This is a genomic window from Paenibacillus sp. PvR133, assembly GCF_017833155.1.
In the GTDB taxonomy this organism is placed as follows: Bacteria; Bacillota; Bacilli; order Paenibacillales; family Paenibacillaceae; genus Paenibacillus; species Paenibacillus polymyxa_B.
Genome location: NZ_JAFIBS010000001.1, coordinates 3,444,620 through 3,463,779 on the forward strand (window position 1 = coordinate 3,444,620; position 19,160 = coordinate 3,463,779).

Genomic DNA, 19,160 nt, shown 5'->3' on the forward strand with positions numbered 1-19,160 from the left:
AAAATTTCGAACATCACATTTGCAAAGAATGAAAATTTGGAAGCACCTTTTTTCATATATGCAATGATTCCCGAGAGGGAGCATTCCAATATGAGGAGAGGTGCTTTTTGATATGTATGGAAAATTACACGGAGCTTGTCTGTATGGAATAGATGGTGTTCTGATTGAAGTTGAGACTGATTTGTCCAATGGCTTGCCTCAGACAGCGATTATAGGATTGCCGGATTCGGCGATTCGAGAGGCAGTGGAGCGTGTCAGAGCAGCAATTAAAAACTGTGGCTTTAAATATCCGTCCCAGCGTGTCACGATTAATTTAGCTCCTGCTGATTTGCGTAAGGAAGGTTCAGCTTTTGACCTTGCTATCGCTTTAGGGTTGCTGACAACCAGTGAACAGGTCGTTTTACCCGTGGGAGAACGGACGCTGTTTATTGGCGAGCTGGCACTGGATGGCAGTATTCGCCCTGTAAATGGGGTGCTGTCCATGGTTGATCTGGCCAAGAGAGAAGGATTCAACTCCGTGCTGCTTCCCCAGGAAAACGCAAGCGAGGCTCGTCTGATTACGGGTATACGTATTTACGCTATACGTCATCTAGCAGATCTTATCCCGATTGAAGATCGTGCACAGGGGACTGTTGATAGCCAAGCGACAAATCAGAGTTGTACTACCAGTAAACAAGTCATGATCTGTTCCTATGACCATTTACCTCAAGCAGAGCATATACCGTTGTGTGAGAAAGAAGAGATAACTAGCAACATGGAGGATTACAGCGATGTGCTGGGTCAGCTGCACGCCAAGCGTGCGTTAGTCATCGCTGCAGCCGGGATGCATAATATCTTGCTTATGGGACCGCCAGGGGCTGGGAAAACAATGCTCATCCGCAGGTTGCCATCTATCCTTCCGCCTTTGACTGAAAAGGAGGCGCTTGAAGTCACCAAAGTATACAGCGCTGCCGGGAAGTGGAAGGAGTCATCGCCTCATCTGATGAATATTCGTCCCTTCCGGTCGCCTCATCATACGATCTCTGCTGCTGGTTTGGTGGGTGGGGGAGGTATACCCAAACCAGGAGAAATCAGTCTTGCACACCGGGGGATCTTATTTCTGGATGAGTTGCCTGAGTTTAGCCGTCATGTACTAGAAGTGCTGCGCCAACCTTTGGAAGACCACAATGTTACGATCAGTCGTTCACGTGCTGTTTTTAAGTATCCGGCGCATTTTTTACTTGCTGCCTCTTTAAATCCGTGTCACTGTGGCTTTTTCGGAAATGATACGGAACATCAGCGCTGTACCTGTTCACCTGCAGCAGTAGCCCGCTACCGTTCACGTATTTCCGGTCCACTGCTGGATCGGATTGATCTTCAGCTTGAAGTATCGCAGCCGAAGGATTGGCGGGAGGAAAAAGAATCATTATCATCCGCTGAAATGCGAAGGCAGGTGCTGGCTGCTCAAGCGATACAAATCTACAGATACAGCAAGCTTCCCTTTTCATGGAATAGTGAGCTGTCTGGTCAGATGCTTCGTAAATATGCCGTATTAGAAAAAAATGCAGCGGAGTTGCTTGATCAGACAATGGACGCGCTCGGTTTAAGCATGCGTGCGTATGATCGAATTCTCAAGCTTTCGCGTACCATTGCAGACTTACATGACTCAGAGAAAATTTTGACTTCACATGTGGCTGAAGCTATTCAATACCGCCATATGGATAGAGCAAATGCCAGTTTTCCCGAAAGTTAAAAAGGCGATAAAACTTAATAGTTATAACACGATCATTTTTTATGAAAGAGTTTTTCCAAAGGGTATGTGCAATAGAAAATGAAAAAAAAGGACAAAAAAATCTCCAGACAATAAAGATCTGGAGAAGAAAAATAAGATTATGACATTAGTGATTATACTATGAGTATATCAGTTTCGTATATACGTTTATGCAGCATCTCCCATGTTACTTGATGGAAAAAAACAAACAGTCTTTAACGAAGGGATAGCTGAAAGGATAATAAACCCCTCGACAAAAACGGTTGAGGGGCTTGTTGTGAAATTCATTCTAACGAGTACTATTAAATTCATGAAGAGAGATGGAGATGTCCCCCCCTACATAGGTAAGAAAATCTGAGTTACAAGACGTTCAGTTTCACTTCAATATTACCGCGGGTAGCGCGGGAGTATGGACATTGTTCATGTGCGCCTTCCACGAGCTTTACTGCAGTTTCATGATCGACGCCTTTTACCAATACATCGAGGTTTACTCCGATTCCGAAGCCGCCGTCTTCCACTTTGCCGAAATGGACCGTAGCTGTTACTTCAGTACCTTCATGCTTAACACGTTGCATGCGAGCAACCATATTTAAGGCACTGTCAAAGCAAGCGGAATAGCCTGCTGCGAACAATTGCTCTGGATTCGTACCTGCACCGCCTGTGCCGCCCATTTCTTTTGGGGTATCAATATCTAAACGAAGTTCAGGGGAAGAAGACTCGATATAACCGTTACGTCCACCAACCGCTTTTACTGTTGTTTCATACATTTTTTGTTGAATGGTCATCATAATCCAATCACTGCCTCTCGCTCAATTTATATTTTATACAATTTAATTTATCAAAATAATTATTGTTTGTAAAGTATTTTGTGCAATTAGCATGTAATTTATTATATAATGTGCTAAAATAATGACGAAAGTAGGTGATCAGACAGCATGGAAAACAATCCTAATGAAGGTACAGCGTTGAAACTTGATAATCAGTTATGCTTTGCCATATATGCATGCTCCAGAGAGATTACGAAGCTATACCAGCCTTATCTGGAAAAGCTAGGTGTGACGTACTCGCAATATTTGGTACTTATCGTGCTCTGGGAGCGTGAAGAGTGTACAGTGAAGGAATTGGGTGAGGCACTATATTTGGACTCCGGCACACTAACTCCGCTATTGAAGAGATTGCAGAACGCCGGGTTGATCGATCGAAAGCGTTCTACTCAGGATGAGCGTAAGGTGCTGATTTCTTTGACGACAGAGGGAAGCGCATTGCGGGAAAAAGCTCTGTCTGTACCAGGATGCATCCAGGAAAAAACAAGTATGGATCATGATCAATTTGGGTTGCTTCTGCTTCAGTTCAATGATCTGCTTGATCGTGTTCATCAAGCGAATGTACAAATTGAAAAATCATAAGGTATTTCCAGTTGCTCTTGCGAATCTTATGGCATGATTGTTCTAAGCTGAAAGAAAAAATACCTAATAATGCTTGAAGAAATAAAGTGCCTCTTAATGCGGATTAGGTAATCCCATGTTGTAGAGGTGCTTTTTTTTTTGTGTGAATTTGTATTAATGGTAATATCCAATAATATCCAAGCATTCGATTTTGGGAATGATAATGATATCAAAATACTGTAATTCATGAGGTTAAATTATAAGGAAAGCGTTTTAAAAACATGTTACAATGATGTAGGTTTAGTATAGATTTCCTTGTGAACCGCCCTTGTTGCAGTCATGTTGATAGGAGGATTCCAGAATGAATATCCATGAATATCAGGGTAAAGAAGTATTAAAGCAGTACGGAGTGGCTGTACCGAACGGTAAGGTTGCCTATACGGTGGAGGAAGCCGTTGCTGCGGCAGAATCGCTTGGAAGCGCTGTTACGGTGGTAAAAGCACAAATTCATGCTGGTGGTCGCGGTAAAGCGGGTGGCGTGAAAGTTGCCAAAGGTTTGGATGAGGTGCGGACTTTTGCTTCTGAAATTTTGGGTAAGGTGCTGGTGACGCATCAGACCGGACCTGAAGGTAAAGAGGTCAAACGCCTTTTGGTTGAGGAAGGCTGCGATATTCGTAAAGAATATTACGTCGGCGTTGTCGTAGATCGTGCGACTGGACGTATCGTAATGATGGCCTCAGAAGAAGGCGGTACGGAAATCGAAGAGGTGGCTGCAGCCACTCCGGAGAAAATTTTTAAAGCGGTTGTTGATCCAGCGATTGGGCTTCAGGTGTATCAGGCACGTAAGTTGGCATATGACATTAATATTCCTAATGAACTGGTAAACAAAGCGGTCAAGTTTATGCTGGCGCTATACGAAGCTTTTGTGGACAAGGATTGTTCGATTGCAGAAATCAATCCCTTAGTCGTTACGGGTGATGGGAATGTACTGGCGTTGGATGCCAAACTGAATTTTGATTCTAATGCGTTGTTCCGTCATAAGGATATTTTGGAATTGCGTGATTTGGATGAAGAGGATGAGAAGGAAATTGAGGCATCTAAATACGATCTAAGCTATATCGCTCTGGACGGAAATATTGGTTGTATGGTCAATGGTGCGGGTTTGGCGATGGCAACCATGGATATTATTAAATATTACGGTGGCGATCCGGCCAACTTCCTAGACGTAGGGGGCGGTGCGACGACGGAAAAGGTAACCGAAGCGTTCAAAATCATTTTGTCCGATCCGAAGGTAGAAGGTATTTTCGTGAACATTTTCGGCGGAATTATGCAGTGTGACATCATTGCGAACGGCGTCGTGGAGGCTGCCAAACAGTTGGGGCTGACTCGTCCGCTTGTTGTCCGTCTTGAAGGGACGAATGTTGAGCTCGGCAAACAGATTTTAGCGGAATCCGGTTTGAATATCGTGGCAGCCGATTCCATGGCGGATGGCGCCCAAAAAATCGTCGAACTTGTTCAATAGCCTGTTTGCATTCCGATATGCCGAATAAACGATAGGGGATGTGAAGATCGTGAGTATTTTGGTCGATAAGCATACAAAGGTGATTACACAGGGGATTACGGGAAAAACGGCGTTGTTTCATGCCAAGGGTGCACTTGATTACGGTACACAAATGGTAGGTGGCACCTCTCCAGGTAAGGGAGGCACCGAGGTAGAAATTACACTGGAGAACGGACAACAGGTCAAATTGCCAGTGTTTAATACAGTGAGCGAAGCCAAGGAAGCTACTGGCGCTACAGCGAGCGTGATTTACGTGCCACCAGCTTTTGCCGCAGATTCCATTTTGGAGGCTGTAGATGCGGAATTAGATCTCGTGATTTGTATCACGGAGGGCATTCCGGTGCTTGATATGATCAGGGTCAAACGTTTTATGGAAGGTAAAAAGACCGTTCTGATTGGCCCTAACTGCCCGGGCGTTATTACGCCAGGAGAATGTAAAATCGGTATTATGCCAGGTTACATTCATCTACCAGGTCATGTAGGCGTTGTGTCACGTAGTGGTACTTTGACCTATGAAGCAGTGCATCAGTTAACGACCCGAGGTATAGGACAATCTTCTGCGGTTGGTATTGGCGGTGACCCCGTTAAAGGTTCAGAATTCATTGATATTTTGCAACGCTTCAATGAGGACCCCAACACTCATGCTGTCATTATGATCGGAGAAATTGGTGGTACAGCCGAGGAAGAAGCTGCCGAGTGGATCAGGGATAATATGACGAAGCCGGTGGTTGGTTTTATCGGTGGTGTGACTGCGCCTCCAGGCAAACGGATGGGGCATGCAGGTGCCATTATTTCTGGCGGAAAAGGAACGGCCAAAGAGAAAATTGCCACGCTTGAAGCCTGCGGGATCAAGGTGGCACCGACTCCTTCCGAAATGGGCTCGACACTGGTAAGTGTGCTGGAAGCACGTGGTATTTTGAATTTGTGTACGACACATTAAATCGTGTTCCTTCATTAATATACAGGCCATAAAACTGCATCGAAATTTGCCGCAGGCTAGTGTATAATGAAAGAAAGGTAAGCAACCTTTTTATCTTCTGAAACAGGGGATGAAAAGGTTGCTTTTTTTGCGTTAAGACAGGCTTGTCAGGGAAACGCTTGCAAAATGATTCATTGTGCCACAAAATAAGGGAGGGTTCACTCTTCCGTGAATGGGGGAACCATAGTTTGGAAGAAAGATGGCTTTTGTTAGGCTTACATGAGTTAGAGGGAATCGGAAGAAAAACAATTCAGCGTATTTGGTCGAGTGACTATCAATTGCATGAGCTACTGCATTTTAGCGAACAGAAGTGGATCGAGATAGGGTTAAGCCCTGCTCAGGCACGCATTGCGGCTCAGTGTTATGATGAAGAATGGGTGCATGAACGATATCAGCGAGTTCAATCCGGTGATATTGGAACGGTAACTTATGTGGACGAGGATTATCCCCTATTAATGAAGGAAACAGTTGACCCACCTTGGGTAATGTATACAAAAGGGGATAAATCACTTTTGCATACATGTTCTATAGCCATGGTAGGAACCCGCGTTCCCACCGCTTATGGACGTAGAGCAGCGGAGATACTAACAGAGGGATTATGTAATGCAGGGATTACAATCGTTAGCGGATTGGCGAGAGGGATTGACAGTATTTGTCACGAAACAGCCCTGCGTCGGGGAGGAAACACGATTGGTGTACTGGGAACAGCGATTGATCAAATTTATCCTCCCCAAAATGCGTCTTTATTTGCAGAGATGGCTAGCAATGGCTTGATCTTATCAGAGTATCCTCCAGGCACAAGGTCGCATCCAGGAATGTTTCCACAACGTAATCGGATTATAGCCGGTCTAACGAAGGGAACGCTTGTTGTCGAAGCAGATGCAAGAAGCGGCTCCTTGATTACCGCTGATGCTGCACTGGAGGCAAATCGAGATGTGTTTGCTGTTCCCGGACCCATTACGTCACCGAAGAGTAGAGGTACGCTGAGCTTGATTAAGCAAGGGGCAAAAACGGTCACTGAAGCTTCGGATATTATTGAGGAGTATGAAGCAGATTTGCGTACAAGGGAGGTTTCTTCATACAATAGAGAGCAGAGTCTTAATCTGAAGGAGGTCTCCAAAGTGCCAGAAAGTGAGACTTCTGAGGAAAACCGTGTCATACTGTTGCTTGAACAGGGAACCATGACACTGGATGAACTGCTTGATGCTACGGCATGGGATTTTGGACTTTTACACGCAGTTCTGTTATCGTTAATCATAAAAAAAAGGATCGCCCAGCTAGCGGGCACAAAATACAAGCTTATTTAGTAGTTGTTTTTGCAAAGTCCTTAGTTAGTAAATGCACAAATTCAATTTTAAACATCAGGTGGAGGGCAGTATGGCATTCATCCGCGTCGCGGATTCCTACTCCTTCCCCACTTCCTGAAATGTGTTGACATTATGACTCGCAGCAGCGGAGCAGATGGAATTTTTCTGAAGAATCTCAGCGATCCGGAAGAATGACCAATCTGTGAAGCTCTCTATCGCGTCATAACTCACCACATTTCAGGAAGTCTATCATATTCATGTGTGTAATTGAGAGGAGGAAGAGCCTATGGCGGATTCACTCGTCATCGTGGAATCGCCTTCCAAGGCGAAGACGATCGGCAAATACTTAGGCAGCAAATATATCGTCAAGGCTTCTATGGGTCATATCAGGGATTTACCGAAGAGTCAGATCGGCGTAGAGGTCGAAAATGATTTTAATCCCAAATACATTACCATTCGAGGTAAAGGCTCAATTCTAAAAGAATTAAAGGATGCCCGAAAAAAAGTAAAAAAAGTATATCTGGCGGCTGACCCGGATCGCGAAGGTGAGGCTATTGCCTGGCATCTGGCACATGCGCTGGAACTGGACGATACAGCAGATTGCCGTGTTGTATTTAATGAAATTACGAAGCAGGCTGTCAAAGATGCTTTTAAAACACCACGTAAAATCAATATGGATTTGGTCAATGCTCAGCAGGCACGACGGATACTGGATCGACTTGTTGGCTACAAAATCAGCCCGTTGCTCTGGAAAAAGGTAAAAAAGGGCCTATCCGCTGGGCGTGTGCAGTCGGTTGCGGTGAAAATTATTTTGGACCGGGAAAACGAGATCAGTGAGTTTGTACCGGAAGAATACTGGACGATTACAGCTAAACTAGCTATTAAAGACAGTACCTTTGAAGCGAAATTTCATAAGCTGCGCGGTGAAAAGAAAGAACTCTCTAGCGAAGCGGATGTACAGGAAGTGTTGGAAGCTATCGGAAAATCGTCCTACAAGGTACGCGATGTTAAAGAGAAAGAGCGTTTACGCAATCCTTCTCCTCCATTCACAACAAGTTCCTTGCAGCAGGAGGCGGCTCGGAAGCTCAACTTCCGTGCATCTAAAACGATGTCTGTAGCTCAGCAGCTATATGAGGGTGTGGATTTAGGTAAAGAAGGGACCGTGGGTCTGATTACGTATATGCGTACGGATTCCACACGGATCGCCGCTTCAGCTCAAGAGGAAGCGAAAGAATTAATTATTCAAAAATATGGCGAAGCTTTTGTACCTGAAACTCCTCGTCAATATTCAAAAAAAGCGGCCAACGCCCAGGATGCGCATGAAGCGATTCGTCCAACCTCTGCGTTACGCGATCCGGAAACAGTTAAGCCGTTTATGAGTCGGGATCAGTTCCGTTTGTACAAATTGGTATGGGAACGTTTCATGGCCAGCCAGATGGCGTCTGCTATTATGGATACTTTGTCCGTAGATATTGAAGCGGGTGAGACGATATTCCGGGCAGCAGGTTCTAAGGTTCGTTTTCCAGGTTTCATGAAAGTGTATGTAGAGGGAAATGACGACGGTAAAACCGAAGAAGATAAACTGCTGCCACCACTTCATCCAGGCGATAAATTAAAAAAAGAAGCGGTTGAGCCGAAGCAGCATTTTACACAACCGCCTCCCCGTTATACGGAAGCGCGACTGGTGAAGACGCTGGAAGAACTGGGTATAGGACGTCCAAGTACGTATGCACCAACGCTGGAAACCATTCAGAAACGTGGGTACGTTGCTATTGAAGAGAAGAAGTTTTTCCCTACAGAGCTGGGCGAATTGGTCATCGAACAGATGGAGGAGTTCTTCCCAGAGATTCTGAATGTGGAGTTTACAGCTAATATGGAAGGTGATCTTGACCACGTCGAAGAAGGCGAAGGTAATTGGGTCAAGGTGTTGAGTGACTTTTACGAGTCATTCGAGAAGCGACTTGAAGTGGCTGAAGAAGAAATGAAAGAAATTGAAATAAAAGATGAAGTATCCGATGTCATTTGTGATAAGTGTGGCAGCCAAATGGTGTATAAGCTTGGCCGATTTGGTAAATTCCTGGCCTGTTCTGCTTTTCCAGATTGCCGTAACACAAAGCCAATTGTTAAGGATATCGGGATTAATTGTCCTACATGCGGTGAGGGTCATGTCGTCGAACGACGGAGTAAAAAGGGACGTGTCTTCTATGGATGTGACCGCTACCCGGAATGTGATTTTGTTTCCTGGGATAAACCGTCCATTAAGCCTTGCCCAAGTTGCAGTAGCCTAATGGTCGAAAAACGTACAAAACAAGGAACGAAGCTCAACTGTACTGTCTGCGATCACAGCGAAATGCTGGAAGAGAGCGATGAGAGCGTAGAGACTTCTTAAGAACAACAATAGCAGGGGGATTTAAACGTGAGTGAACTACAAAAGGTAACGGTCATCGGAGCAGGTTTGGCGGGCAGCGAAGCTGCCTGGCAAATTGCAAGCCGTGGAGTGCCAGTTAAGTTATATGAAATGAGGCCGGTTGTAAAAACACCAGCACATCATACAGATAAATTTGCCGAACTGGTATGCAGTAATTCCTTGCGGGCAAACGGCCTAACGAATGCAGTAGGCGTACTGAAGGAAGAGATGAGAATACTGAACTCCTTGATTCTGAGTGCAGCAGATCGTCATGCTGTTCCGGCTGGCGGTGCATTGGCAGTGGATCGTGACGGATTTTCCGGTCATATTACTGATACGCTTCATCAACACCCTTTGATCGAGGTTGTTAATGAAGAGCTTCAGGAAATCCCACAGGATGGTATTGTGGTCATTGCGACGGGGCCTTTAACTTCTCCCGCTTTGTCGGAACAGATTAAATCGCTGATGGGAGAGGAGTATTTTTATTTTTACGATGCGGCAGCCCCGATTGTAGAAAAGGACTCTATCGACATGAGCAAGGTTTATGTGGCTTCCCGTTATGATAAGGGAGAAGCAGCGTACTTGAATTGTCCGATGAACGAAGCGGAATTTGATGCTTTTTATGAGGCTCTGATTACGGCTGAGGTAGCGCAAGTCAAGGAATTCGAAAAAGAAATTTATTTCGAAGGCTGTATGCCCATCGAAGTGATGATGCAACGTGGGAAACAAACGGCATTATTCGGACCAATGAAACCTGTGGGTCTCGTAAATCCACATACAGGTGAACTGCCCCACGCAGTTGTTCAGCTTCGGCAGGATAACGCCGCAGGAACGCTGTATAATCTGGTTGGTTTCCAGACTCACCTCAAATGGGGGGAGCAAAAGCGTGTATTTTCAATGATTCCGGGTCTTGAAGAGGCAGAGTTTGTACGTTACGGTGTGATGCATCGTAATACCTTTATTAATTCTCCGCAGCAACTTCATCCAACCTATCAGTTCAAGGGAAGAAGTAATCTATTCTTCGCCGGACAAATGACCGGTGTAGAGGGATATGTGGAGTCGGCGGCTTCTGGTCTGCTGGCCGGGATGAATGCGGCACGAGCAGCGCGTGGACAGGAAATGTTTGTATTTCCTGCAGAAACGACATTAGGCAGCATGGCGCGGTATATTACGACCGCTGATTTTAAGCATTTTCAACCGATGAATGCAAATTTTGGTTTGCTTCCAAAGTTGGAGGAACGGATTCGTAACAAAAAGGAAAAAAATGAAGCTCTCGCTAATCGCGCGCTGGAAAGTTTGCATGGTTATATCAACGAAACGGGAGTTATGTCAGCTGAAGTACAGGCATAGGGATGAAGGAAAAGGAGGAGCGCGTTATGGATATGTCCTTTCATGCTACCACCATCTGCGCTGTACGCCACAATGGCAAAGGAGCTATTGCGGGTGATGGACAGGTAACGTTCGGCAACAGTGTTGTAATGAAGCAGACGGCAAAAAAAGTGCGCAGATTGTATCGTGGTCAGGTCGTTGCTGGATTTGCGGGTTCGGTGGCAGATGCTATCACGTTATTTGAAAAGTTCGAAAATAAGCTAGAGGAACACCACGGAAATCTTCAAAGAGCAGCCGTGGAACTGGCCAAGGACTGGCGTCAGGATCGTATTCTGCGCAAGCTGGAAGCGCTCATGATTGTGATGGACTCATCCGGAATGCTGCTCATTTCTGGAGGCGGCGAAATTATCGAGCCGGATGATGATGTGCTTGCGATTGGCTCAGGTGGTAATTTTGCATTGGCGGCTGCCCGTGCTTTCAAACGCCATGGCTCTGGCATGGAAGCAAAGGACATGGCACGGGAAGCGCTAGAGGTTGCTTCGGAAATATGTGTGTATACGAACAATCAGATTATCGTGGAAGAACTGTAAATCGGCTCTGAGTATTCAAGGGTGGAGGAGTGCAAAATGAATAATCAATCGTTGACGCCCAGACAAGTGGTATCCGAGCTGGATAAGTATATTGTCGGACAAAAGGAAGCTAAAAAATCTGTTGCTGTTGCCTTGCGTAACCGTTATCGGCGTAGTAAGCTGCCGGATGATATCCGGGATGAAATTGTGCCTAAAAATATTTTGATGATCGGACCGACAGGTGTGGGTAAAACTGAAATTGCACGTAGACTTGCACGGCTCGTGGGGGCTCCTTTTGTCAAGGTAGAGGCGACCAAATTTACAGAAGTGGGTTACGTCGGTCGTGATGTGGAATCCATGGTGCGTGATCTGATGGAAACCTCCATTCGCATCGTTAAGACGGAACGAACAGAGAATGTGAAGGACAAAGCGGAGGACATGGCAAATGAACGGATTGTCAGCATCCTTGTACCTGCAGAAAAGTCAAACAAATCGCAACGTAATCCCTTTGAAATGCTGTTTGGCAATAACACGGGAACTTCGGTAGAAGAAGAACCACCACAACAGGATGGATCTTTGGCGGAAAAGCGCCGTAAGGTTAAATTCGATCTGTTATCCGGTAAGCTTGAGGATGATGTCATAGAGATTGATGTGGAGGATACTGCACCCAATATGCTCGATATGTTTGCTGGGCAAGGGAATGAACAAATGGGTATGAATATGCAGGAGATGTTCGGAAGTTTTCTGCCCAAGCGGACGAAGAAGCGCAAGCTACCAGTCAAGGAAGCTCGCAAGGTGTTGATTCAAGATGAAGCCGCCAAATTGATCGATATGGATGATGTGATTCAGGAGTCTGTGAAGCGTGCTGAGCAATCCGGTATTATTTTTATTGATGAAATAGATAAGATTGCCAACCAGGGTAAGGGTAGTGGCCCCGATGTGTCAAGAGAAGGCGTCCAGCGCGATATTTTACCTATTGTCGAGGGATCTACCATCATGACCAAATACGGTCCGGTAAGAACAGATTACATTCTGTTTATTGCTGCAGGTGCTTTTCATGTTGCAAAACCATCTGACCTGATCCCTGAGCTTCAGGGCCGTTTCCCAATCCGTGTGGAATTAAGTAGCCTGACCTTGGATGAGTTTGTGTCGATATTGACGGAGCCTAAAAATGCGCTGACCAAGCAATACACTGATTTACTCCGTACTGAGGAGATTGAAGTCGAATTTTCTGAGGAAGCGATCCGTGAGATTGCCAGCATTGCTGAGTCTGTAAATCGCAACACCGAAAATATTGGCGCACGTCGTTTGCATACCATTCTAGAAAAGCTGCTGGAGGATCTGTCGTTTGAAGCACCAGAGCTTACATTGGATCGTATGATCATTACCCCGGAATATGTACGTGAGAAGCTGGGAGATATTGCCCAAAACAGGGACCTTAGTCAGTATATTTTATGAATAGGGTTTCTAAAAATAGGGTGTGTGGTCCAGAATAACACTATCTTGCACCGTCGTTTAGACCTAGATAATGGTCAAGTTGATGATTTTTCTGTCTATTCCAAAAGTAGGACGTATAATCTTTTACAGGTGTAAAGTGCTAAGAAAACATTCATTTTCTTGAAATAAACCTGAAAAATTTAACATTTTATGCATCTAAAGCCCTCTTTTTTAAAAAAGATAGGGCTTTTTTCTTATTGTAATTAGGTCCCAACTCTACGAAACTTAGAATATATGACAGAAAGTTATTATTTTCTACTTAAGACCTAAAAGAAATGTATAATTATGAAATTTTATTGTCGAAAAAAAGTGAAAAATCTTGTTTTATTGAATCTTACTTTGGAGTAGACGCTGGGAGGGAGGAGCTAAATGAATCTGCTGGGTGATATGAGCTTTCAAAAGCTTCAGGCAGGTGTACAGGCGGCAAATACGAGACAACGTGTGATGGCGGACAATATATCCAATGCGGATACCCCGTATTTTAAGCGTTCGGAGGTTTCATTTGAAGAACTGCTTCAGCAGCAAATGGACGGTGATGTCACACCACTACGTGGAAAAGTAACCAATTCAAGACATTTTCAAATAGGACCTGTGAACTCCATTCCAGATGCCACGGTCACCAAAGATGGGTACTCAGTCATGAATAACAATATGAACAACGTAGATATCGACAGAGAAATGAGTCTTATGGCTGAAAATCAACTAAGATATAATACCTACATCCAAGAAATTAATGAGCGCATCAAAATGATGAGAACAGCGGTAGAAGGGAGATAGGACTAGGTGAAGATTAACAACGGCTTTGATATTAGTGCATCTGCTCTTACGGCCCAACGGTTGCGGATGGACGTTATATCTAGCAACATTGCCAACGCAGAGACAACTCGGGCGAAAGTAGAGAATGGACAAGCAGTTCCATATCGGAGAAAAACGGTTGTTTTGGAGCCGAACCAATCTGGCTTTGCCGATGTTTTAAAGGCTCAAATGGAAGGAAGTAGCACAAACGCTGCTGGCGTTAAGGTTTCGCAAATTCAGGAAGATCAGTCACCTTTGAAGCCTGTGTACAATCCGGGTCACCCGGACGCTGATAAAGATGGCTATGTATATATGCCTAATGTAGACATTATGAAAGAAATGGTCGACATGATATCCGCAACACGCTCATACGAAGCCAATGTAACAGCTCTGAATGCATCAAAGGCTATGGTTTCCAAAGCGCTTGAAATCGGTCGCTAAGTTCTAGGACTACTAACTACTTAATAGGGAGAGTAAAACATGATTCAGAACGCCATGTTTAATGTACAGACACCGGTAATACAGCAGATTCAATCGCCTAACAATGAGTTGACGAAAGCGACGCCTTCCGAATCCTTGAAGGATTTTGGTTCCTTCCTAAAGGATGCTCTCAATGAAGTAGGGCAGCAGGAAGCCGCTACGCACCAGATGTCCGACCAATTCATGGCAGGCAAAGTTGATGTAGATCAGGTCATGATCACTTCCCAACAAGCGCTGCTTTCCCTGCAGCTTACTACACAGGTCCGAAACAAAGCGATCGAAGCCTATCAGGAGATCATGCGTACACAGATGTAAAGAGGGTTTAGCAAAGTTTCGGATGGGGTGACGGAGTGAACGAGAGAATCGCCCAATATCGGGATAAGATTTCCGGGTATTGGAATAATTTCAGCAAAAAACAGAAGATATTACTTGTTTCGACATTAGCATTCATCATTATCGCCGTTGTAGTGCTAACGATGCAGTTTACTAAAACCGAGTATGAAGTGGCTTTCCGAGATTTAAATGCTAACGATGCAGCCGGAGTCATTAAATATCTCGATTCTGCGGGTATACCGTATCAACTTAATGCTGGTGGGACACAAATCGCAGTTCCAACCGCTAATGCGGATAAGGCGAAGGTAGATGTTGGGTCTCAAGGCCTGATTCAGAAGGGTTCAATCGGCATGAGTGCTTTTGACCAGTCCTCCTCTGCCATTGGTATGACGGAGAACGAGTTCAATGTGAAGTACAATAATGCATTGAACGGCGAAATACAGCAACTGTTGGAACGGATGGATGGTGTCCAAAGCTCCAAAGCTGTCATTAATATGCCAAAGGAAAACATTTTTGCCGGACTTGAAGAAAAGGACAAAGCCTCCGCTTCGATTCAAATGGAATTCGAGCCTGGCTTTACTCCAAATCAGCAAGCGATCGACGGATATTTTAATCTGGTAAAAACGGCCGTACCGAATCTGCCAGTGGAAAACATTACGATCACCAATAAGGAATATGAGTTGATTCCAACGGCCAAGGGCGGCCAAGGTGGGCTCACTAGTGGTGTTCAGGAAAACATGGCTCTACAGAAGAAGTTTGAGAGCGATGTAAGGAATAATGTCCAACAATTTTTGTCGAAAATTGTTGGAGACGACAAGGTAAACGTGCTGGTTATGTCCCAGCTAAATTTCGACAAAGTCACATCAAAAGAACAAATGGTCACACCTGTTGATCAAACGAAAATGAAGGGTATTGAAATTAGTGCCCAACAAATTCAGGAAAGCTATACGGGCAGTAGTGGACAAACCGGAGGAGTTGCAGGAACAGGAACACAGGATGTTCCGGGCTACCCGGGAGGAGCTAATTCCGGTAATACCAGCTCAGATAAGAGCTCAAGTACGATTAACTACGAAGTTAACCGAATTGCAAGGGATATTATCCAAAGTCCGTACACTGTAAAAGATTTAACCATTAATGTTGCAGTTGAACCACCAACAGGTCAGCAAACGTTGGATACTGCAACTCAGACAGCAATTCAAAATATTTTGGTTAATATTGTAAGAGCATCTTTGGCGAATTCTGGTACTACTATTACAGACGCTGATTTGGCTAAGAAGGTTTCAGTGTTCTCACAAGCTGTTCCAGCACCTGCGAGCACGAATACATTCTTCTCAGCTTCCAACCCTTGGCTATGGGGCATCGGAGCTGCTGTTCTGGCACTGCTGGCGGGGGTAATCTTCCTCATCGTACGCGGTCGTCGTAAGCAGGAAGAAGAGTTGGATGAAGAATTGCAACTCATGCCAACGCCGACGGAGTTCCCGTCTATTACCATGGAAAGTGTGACAAATGAAAGTCAAGTGCGTAAACAGCTTGAAAGTCTGGCGAAAAAGAAACCCGACGAATTCGTCAATCTGCTTCGTACATGGCTGGCTGACGAATAGAGGTGAGTTCATTGGCAAAGGCAAGCAGTCAAGGTTTAACGGGAAGACAGAAAGCAGCTATACTTCTGATCACAATGGGACCAGAGGTATCTGCTCAAATATTCAAGCATTTGCGTGATGAGGAGATCGAGCAACTTACATTGGAAATTGCCAATGTGCGGAAGGTCGATGCCATTGAGAAGGACTCCATCATGGCCGAGTTTCATCAAATTTGTTTGGCTCAGGAGTACATTTCCCAAGGCGGTATTAATTACGCTAAAGAAATATTGGAAAAAGCACTCGGGTCGCAAAAAGCAGTTGAGGTCATTAACCGTCTAACAGCGACGTTACAGGTAAGACCCTTCGATTTTGCCCGCAAGGCTGATCCAAACCAGATATTGAATTTTATACAGAATGAGAATCCGCAAACGATTGCTCTCGTGCTTTCGTACTTGCAATTCGAGCAGGCGGCTGCAATTCTGTCGTCTCTGCCACAGGAAAAACAGGCAGATGTGGCCCGGCGTGTCGCTGTCATGGACAGTACATCTCCGGAAGTTATTTCCCAGGTGGAACGAGTGTTAGAGCAAAAGCTATCTGCAACCGCAACGCAGGATTATACAAATGCGGGTGGTATCGAGTCCATTGTTCAGATTTTGAATGGCGTAGACCGCGGAACCGAACGTACGATTCTCGACTCGCTTGAAATTCAAGATCCAGAACTGGCTGAGGAAATCAAGAAAAGAATGTTCGTGTTCGAGGATATCGTCAATGTGGACAACCGTTCCATTCAGCGCATTATCCGCGATATCGACAATGCAGATTTGCAATTGGCGCTTAAAGTGTCCAGTGAAGAAGTACGCGATGTGATTTTCCGAAATATGTCGAAACGTATGGCAGAAACCTTCAAAGAGGAAATGGAGTACATGGGACCGGTGCGGTTGCGTGATGTGGAAGAAGCACAGACACGTATCGTATCGACAATCCGCAGATTGGAAGAGGCCGGTGAGATTATAATCGCACGCGGCGGAGGAGATGACATCATTGTCTAACTTGATCAAATCTTTCCAATATGTTCCTGTAGAGGCTTTGAAAACAATTGATGTGGCACATACGTATGCGCCAGAAACGACGGATGAAGAAATCACAACTGAATATACGGAGCCGGAGCCTCAGCGAGATCACGAGGCTGAACGGCTACGGGATGAAATGCTGAATGATGCTAAGGATTTTGCCGAACGTCAGGTTCGCGAGGCAGCTGAAGAAGCGGAACGGATGCTTCAGGAGGCACAGCAGCAGATTGAAGCCTGGTGGCAGGAACGACGCGAGCATGACGAGCAGTTAACTCAGTCGTTAAAAGCTGATGGGTTTCAGCAAGGATATGAAGAAGGTCAGAAGCTGGCTGAGGCCGAGCTCCAGACGAAATCAGAGCAGATGATGGAAGAAGCACAGGATATTCTGCGTCAGGCCTATGAGATCAAGGAACAACTGATTCAGGAAGCTGAGCCTTTCCTGGTTGAACTGAGTAGTGCTATTGCTGAGAAGGTCATTGAGAAACAGCTTAGCCTTGAGCCTGAATACACGATTGAATTAATTCGTAAAAATTTGGCTCGTAAGCGGGAAAAAGGAACCATTACATTGTGTGTGTCGCCTCAGCATTTCGCATTTGTGCAAGGTGCGCGAGAAGAATTGTCATTAACTGTCGATTCGCAGGCAGAACTGCAAATTATTCCTGATGGTACTGTGAAAGATCGCGGTTGTGTTATCCGTTCTTCCTTTGGAAGTGTGGATGCGCGGATTGATACACAATTAGCTGAGATCAAAAAGGAATTATTGCGTCTGGCACATGAGAATGAGGAGCGAAGACATGAAGGGGCTTAATGCGCAGCGCTACATGGATCATTTGCGCCAGCTGGACCCGGTTCGGGTAAATGGCAAGGTTACGCAGGTTATCGGCTTGATGGTTGAATCGGAAGGTCCAGACGCCAGTATCGGGGATGTTTGTTACATTTATCCGGGTAAAACGGCAAAGCCCTTGCAAGCGGAGGTCGTAGGCTTCAGGGACAATAAAGTGCTTCTGATGCCACTTGGAGAACTGCAATCCATTGGTCCCGGTTGTGATGTTGTAGGAACAGGGAAACCGTTGAATGTGCAGGTCGGGTCGGAGCTGTTAGGCAAAGTGCTGGACGGATTGGGTCAGCCTCTGGATGGCTCATTGATTCCCTCTCGAATGGCGAGATATTCAACCTTCAATATTCCGTCCAATCCGCTGAATCGTCCGCGTGTGCAGGAACCAATCAGTATCGGGGTGCGCGCTATCGACGGGTTGCTTACTATCGGTAAAGGACAACGGGTTGGTATTTTTGCAGGTTCGGGTGTAGGTAAAAGTACCTTGATGGGAATGATTGCTCGTAATACGGAAGCTGATGTGAATGTAATTGCCTTGATCGGGGAACGTGGACGCGAGGTGCTGGACTTTATTGAACGGGATTTAGGTCCGGAGGGACTAGAACGTTCCGTGGTCATTGTGGCAACTTCCGACCAGCCTGCGTTAATCCGTATTAAGGGTGCACTTATTGCAACGACGATTGCGGAATATTTTCGGGATCGCGGGTTAAATGTCATGCTGATGATGGATTCAGTTACCCGGTATGCGATGGCCCAACGTGAAGTGGGACTAGCCGTAGGGGAGCCGCCAGCAATGAGAGGGTACACACCTTCCGTGTTTGCTAGTCTACCTAAGCTTCTAGAACGTGCAGGGACAGGTCCTACTGGCTCCATAACCGCTTTTTATACGGTACTGGTCGATGGTGATGATATGAACGAGCCCATCGCAGATGCGGTGCGCGGGATTTTGGATGGACACATTGTCTTGAATCGTGGGATTGCGAACAAAGGACATTTTCCCGCAATTGATGTGTTAGCGAGTATTAGCCGGGTTATGAAGGATATCGCACCACGAGATCAGATAGACGCTGCCGAGAACATTAAGCGCTTAATGGCCGTTTACAAAGATTCGGAGGACCTGATTAATATCGGGGCCTATCAGCAGGGTTCAAATGCAGAAATTGACGAATCCATGGAGCGCATACGGGATATATGGGATTTTACAAGACAAAGAACAGATGAAAAGGCTGAACTGGACGAGGTAAGGGAGCGTTTGATTTCTGAATTTACGAGGAGATGAAGGT

Annotated in this window: 17 protein-coding genes; 16 read left to right on the top strand and 1 reads right to left on the bottom strand. The window is 45.4% G+C overall.

Annotated features, from left to right (window positions below; all coding sequences use genetic code 11):
* The first annotated feature begins 112 nt into the window (after positions 1 to 112).
* Complete coding sequence (locus JOE49_RS15285; RefSeq protein ID WP_209941743.1) at positions 113 to 1,732, top strand: YifB family Mg chelatase-like AAA ATPase; 1,620 nt, start codon at positions 113 to 115, stop codon at positions 1,730 to 1,732.
* Between the two features lie 377 nt (positions 1,733 to 2,109).
* Here JOE49_RS15285 and JOE49_RS15290 read toward each other — a convergent pair whose 3' ends face one another.
* On the bottom strand, positions 2,110 to 2,538 hold the full coding sequence (locus JOE49_RS15290; RefSeq protein WP_209941745.1) for an organic hydroperoxide resistance protein: 429 nt from the start codon (positions 2,536 to 2,538) through the stop codon (positions 2,110 to 2,112).
* Between the two features lie 147 nt (positions 2,539 to 2,685).
* Between JOE49_RS15290 and JOE49_RS15295 the strand changes: the two genes are divergently transcribed.
* The 15 genes from JOE49_RS15295 to fliI all read left to right on the top strand — a co-directional run bounded on the left by JOE49_RS15295 (position 2,686) and on the right by fliI (position 19,156).
* Positions 2,686 to 3,156 carry a MarR family winged helix-turn-helix transcriptional regulator gene (locus JOE49_RS15295; RefSeq protein WP_209941746.1) on the top strand — a complete coding sequence of 157 codons (471 nt, stop codon included), beginning with the start codon at positions 2,686 to 2,688 and terminating at the stop codon, positions 3,154 to 3,156.
* A gap of 340 nt (positions 3,157 to 3,496) precedes the next feature.
* Complete coding sequence (sucC, locus tag JOE49_RS15300; RefSeq protein ID WP_053325253.1) at positions 3,497 to 4,657, top strand: ADP-forming succinate--CoA ligase subunit beta; 1,161 nt, start codon at positions 3,497 to 3,499, stop codon at positions 4,655 to 4,657.
* 49 nt (positions 4,658 to 4,706) lie between these two features.
* Complete coding sequence (gene sucD / locus JOE49_RS15305; protein WP_025723280.1) at positions 4,707 to 5,636, top strand: succinate--CoA ligase subunit alpha; 930 nt, start codon at positions 4,707 to 4,709, stop codon at positions 5,634 to 5,636.
* A 227-nt stretch (positions 5,637 to 5,863) separates the two neighbouring features.
* Positions 5,864 to 6,982, top strand: coding sequence for a DNA-processing protein DprA (dprA, locus tag JOE49_RS15310; protein ID WP_023988183.1), 1,119 nt, complete (start codon positions 5,864 to 5,866; stop codon positions 6,980 to 6,982).
* A gap of 286 nt (positions 6,983 to 7,268) precedes the next feature.
* A complete protein-coding gene (gene topA / locus JOE49_RS15315; protein WP_160790004.1) occupies positions 7,269 to 9,371 on the top strand; it encodes a type I DNA topoisomerase in 2,103 nt (700 codons plus the stop codon).
* A gap of 27 nt (positions 9,372 to 9,398) precedes the next feature.
* Positions 9,399 to 10,739, top strand: coding sequence for an FADH(2)-oxidizing methylenetetrahydrofolate--tRNA-(uracil(54)-C(5))-methyltransferase TrmFO (gene trmFO / locus JOE49_RS15320; protein ID WP_209941748.1), 1,341 nt, complete (start codon positions 9,399 to 9,401; stop codon positions 10,737 to 10,739).
* A 26-nt stretch (positions 10,740 to 10,765) separates the two neighbouring features.
* A complete protein-coding gene (gene hslV, locus JOE49_RS15325; RefSeq protein ID WP_013309881.1) occupies positions 10,766 to 11,308 on the top strand; it encodes an ATP-dependent protease subunit HslV in 543 nt (180 codons plus the stop codon).
* Between the two features lie 36 nt (positions 11,309 to 11,344).
* Positions 11,345 to 12,745 carry an ATP-dependent protease ATPase subunit HslU gene (gene hslU / locus JOE49_RS15330; protein WP_209941750.1) on the top strand — a complete coding sequence of 467 codons (1,401 nt, stop codon included), beginning with the start codon at positions 11,345 to 11,347 and terminating at the stop codon, positions 12,743 to 12,745.
* Positions 12,746 to 13,153: 408 nt separating this feature from the next.
* The gene (gene flgB / locus JOE49_RS15335; protein ID WP_013309883.1) at positions 13,154 to 13,561 is read left to right on the top strand and encodes a flagellar basal body rod protein FlgB; all 408 of its coding nucleotides are present in this window, start codon (positions 13,154 to 13,156) and stop codon (positions 13,559 to 13,561) included.
* A 6-nt stretch (positions 13,562 to 13,567) separates the two neighbouring features.
* Entirely contained in the window at positions 13,568 to 14,020 is a 453-nt protein-coding gene (gene flgC / locus JOE49_RS15340) for a flagellar basal body rod protein FlgC (RefSeq protein WP_028542726.1), read from the top strand.
* A 39-nt stretch (positions 14,021 to 14,059) separates the two neighbouring features.
* A complete protein-coding gene (gene fliE / locus JOE49_RS15345; protein ID WP_007430020.1) occupies positions 14,060 to 14,374 on the top strand; it encodes a flagellar hook-basal body complex protein FliE in 315 nt (104 codons plus the stop codon).
* 35 nt (positions 14,375 to 14,409) lie between these two features.
* Positions 14,410 to 15,993, top strand: a complete 1,584-nt coding sequence (gene fliF, locus JOE49_RS15350; protein WP_160789836.1) for a flagellar basal-body MS-ring/collar protein FliF — start codon at positions 14,410 to 14,412, stop codon at positions 15,991 to 15,993.
* Positions 15,994 to 16,004: 11 nt separating this feature from the next.
* Complete coding sequence (fliG, locus tag JOE49_RS15355; RefSeq protein WP_013370674.1) at positions 16,005 to 17,021, top strand: flagellar motor switch protein FliG; 1,017 nt, start codon at positions 16,005 to 16,007, stop codon at positions 17,019 to 17,021.
* Positions 17,014 to 17,850 (top strand): FliH/SctL family protein, encoded by an 837-nt coding sequence (locus JOE49_RS15360; RefSeq protein ID WP_025723732.1) that lies wholly within the window; start codon positions 17,014 to 17,016, stop codon positions 17,848 to 17,850. Before fliG ends, JOE49_RS15360 begins: the two co-directional genes overlap by 8 nt.
* Positions 17,837 to 19,156, top strand: a complete 1,320-nt coding sequence (gene fliI / locus JOE49_RS15365) for a flagellar protein export ATPase FliI (RefSeq protein WP_013309889.1) — start codon at positions 17,837 to 17,839, stop codon at positions 19,154 to 19,156. Before JOE49_RS15360 ends, fliI begins: the two co-directional genes overlap by 14 nt.
* The last annotated feature ends 4 nt before the right edge of the window (positions 19,157 to 19,160 follow it).

Bases quoted from the DNA above. Each gene is read 5' to 3' on its own strand.
- topA (WP_160790004.1), top strand. From the start codon at position 7,269: ATGGCGGATTCACTCGTCATCGTGGAATCGCCTTCCAAGGCGAAGACG.
- fliE (WP_007430020.1), top strand. From the start codon at position 14,060: ATGATTCAGAACGCCATGTTTAATGTACAGACACCGGTAATACAGCAG.
- JOE49_RS15290 (WP_209941745.1), bottom strand. From the start codon at position 2,538: ATGATGACCATTCAACAAAAAATGTATGAAACAACAGTAAAAGCGGTT.
- flgB (WP_013309883.1), top strand. From the start codon at position 13,154: ATGAATCTGCTGGGTGATATGAGCTTTCAAAAGCTTCAGGCAGGTGTA.
- JOE49_RS15285 (WP_209941743.1), top strand. From the start codon at position 113: ATGTATGGAAAATTACACGGAGCTTGTCTGTATGGAATAGATGGTGTT.
- sucC (WP_053325253.1), top strand. From the start codon at position 3,497: ATGAATATCCATGAATATCAGGGTAAAGAAGTATTAAAGCAGTACGGA.
- fliI (WP_013309889.1), top strand. From the start codon at position 17,837: ATGAAGGGGCTTAATGCGCAGCGCTACATGGATCATTTGCGCCAGCTG.
- hslU (WP_209941750.1), top strand. From the start codon at position 11,345: ATGAATAATCAATCGTTGACGCCCAGACAAGTGGTATCCGAGCTGGAT.
- JOE49_RS15295 (WP_209941746.1), top strand. From the start codon at position 2,686: ATGGAAAACAATCCTAATGAAGGTACAGCGTTGAAACTTGATAATCAG.
- hslV (WP_013309881.1), top strand. From the start codon at position 10,766: ATGGATATGTCCTTTCATGCTACCACCATCTGCGCTGTACGCCACAAT.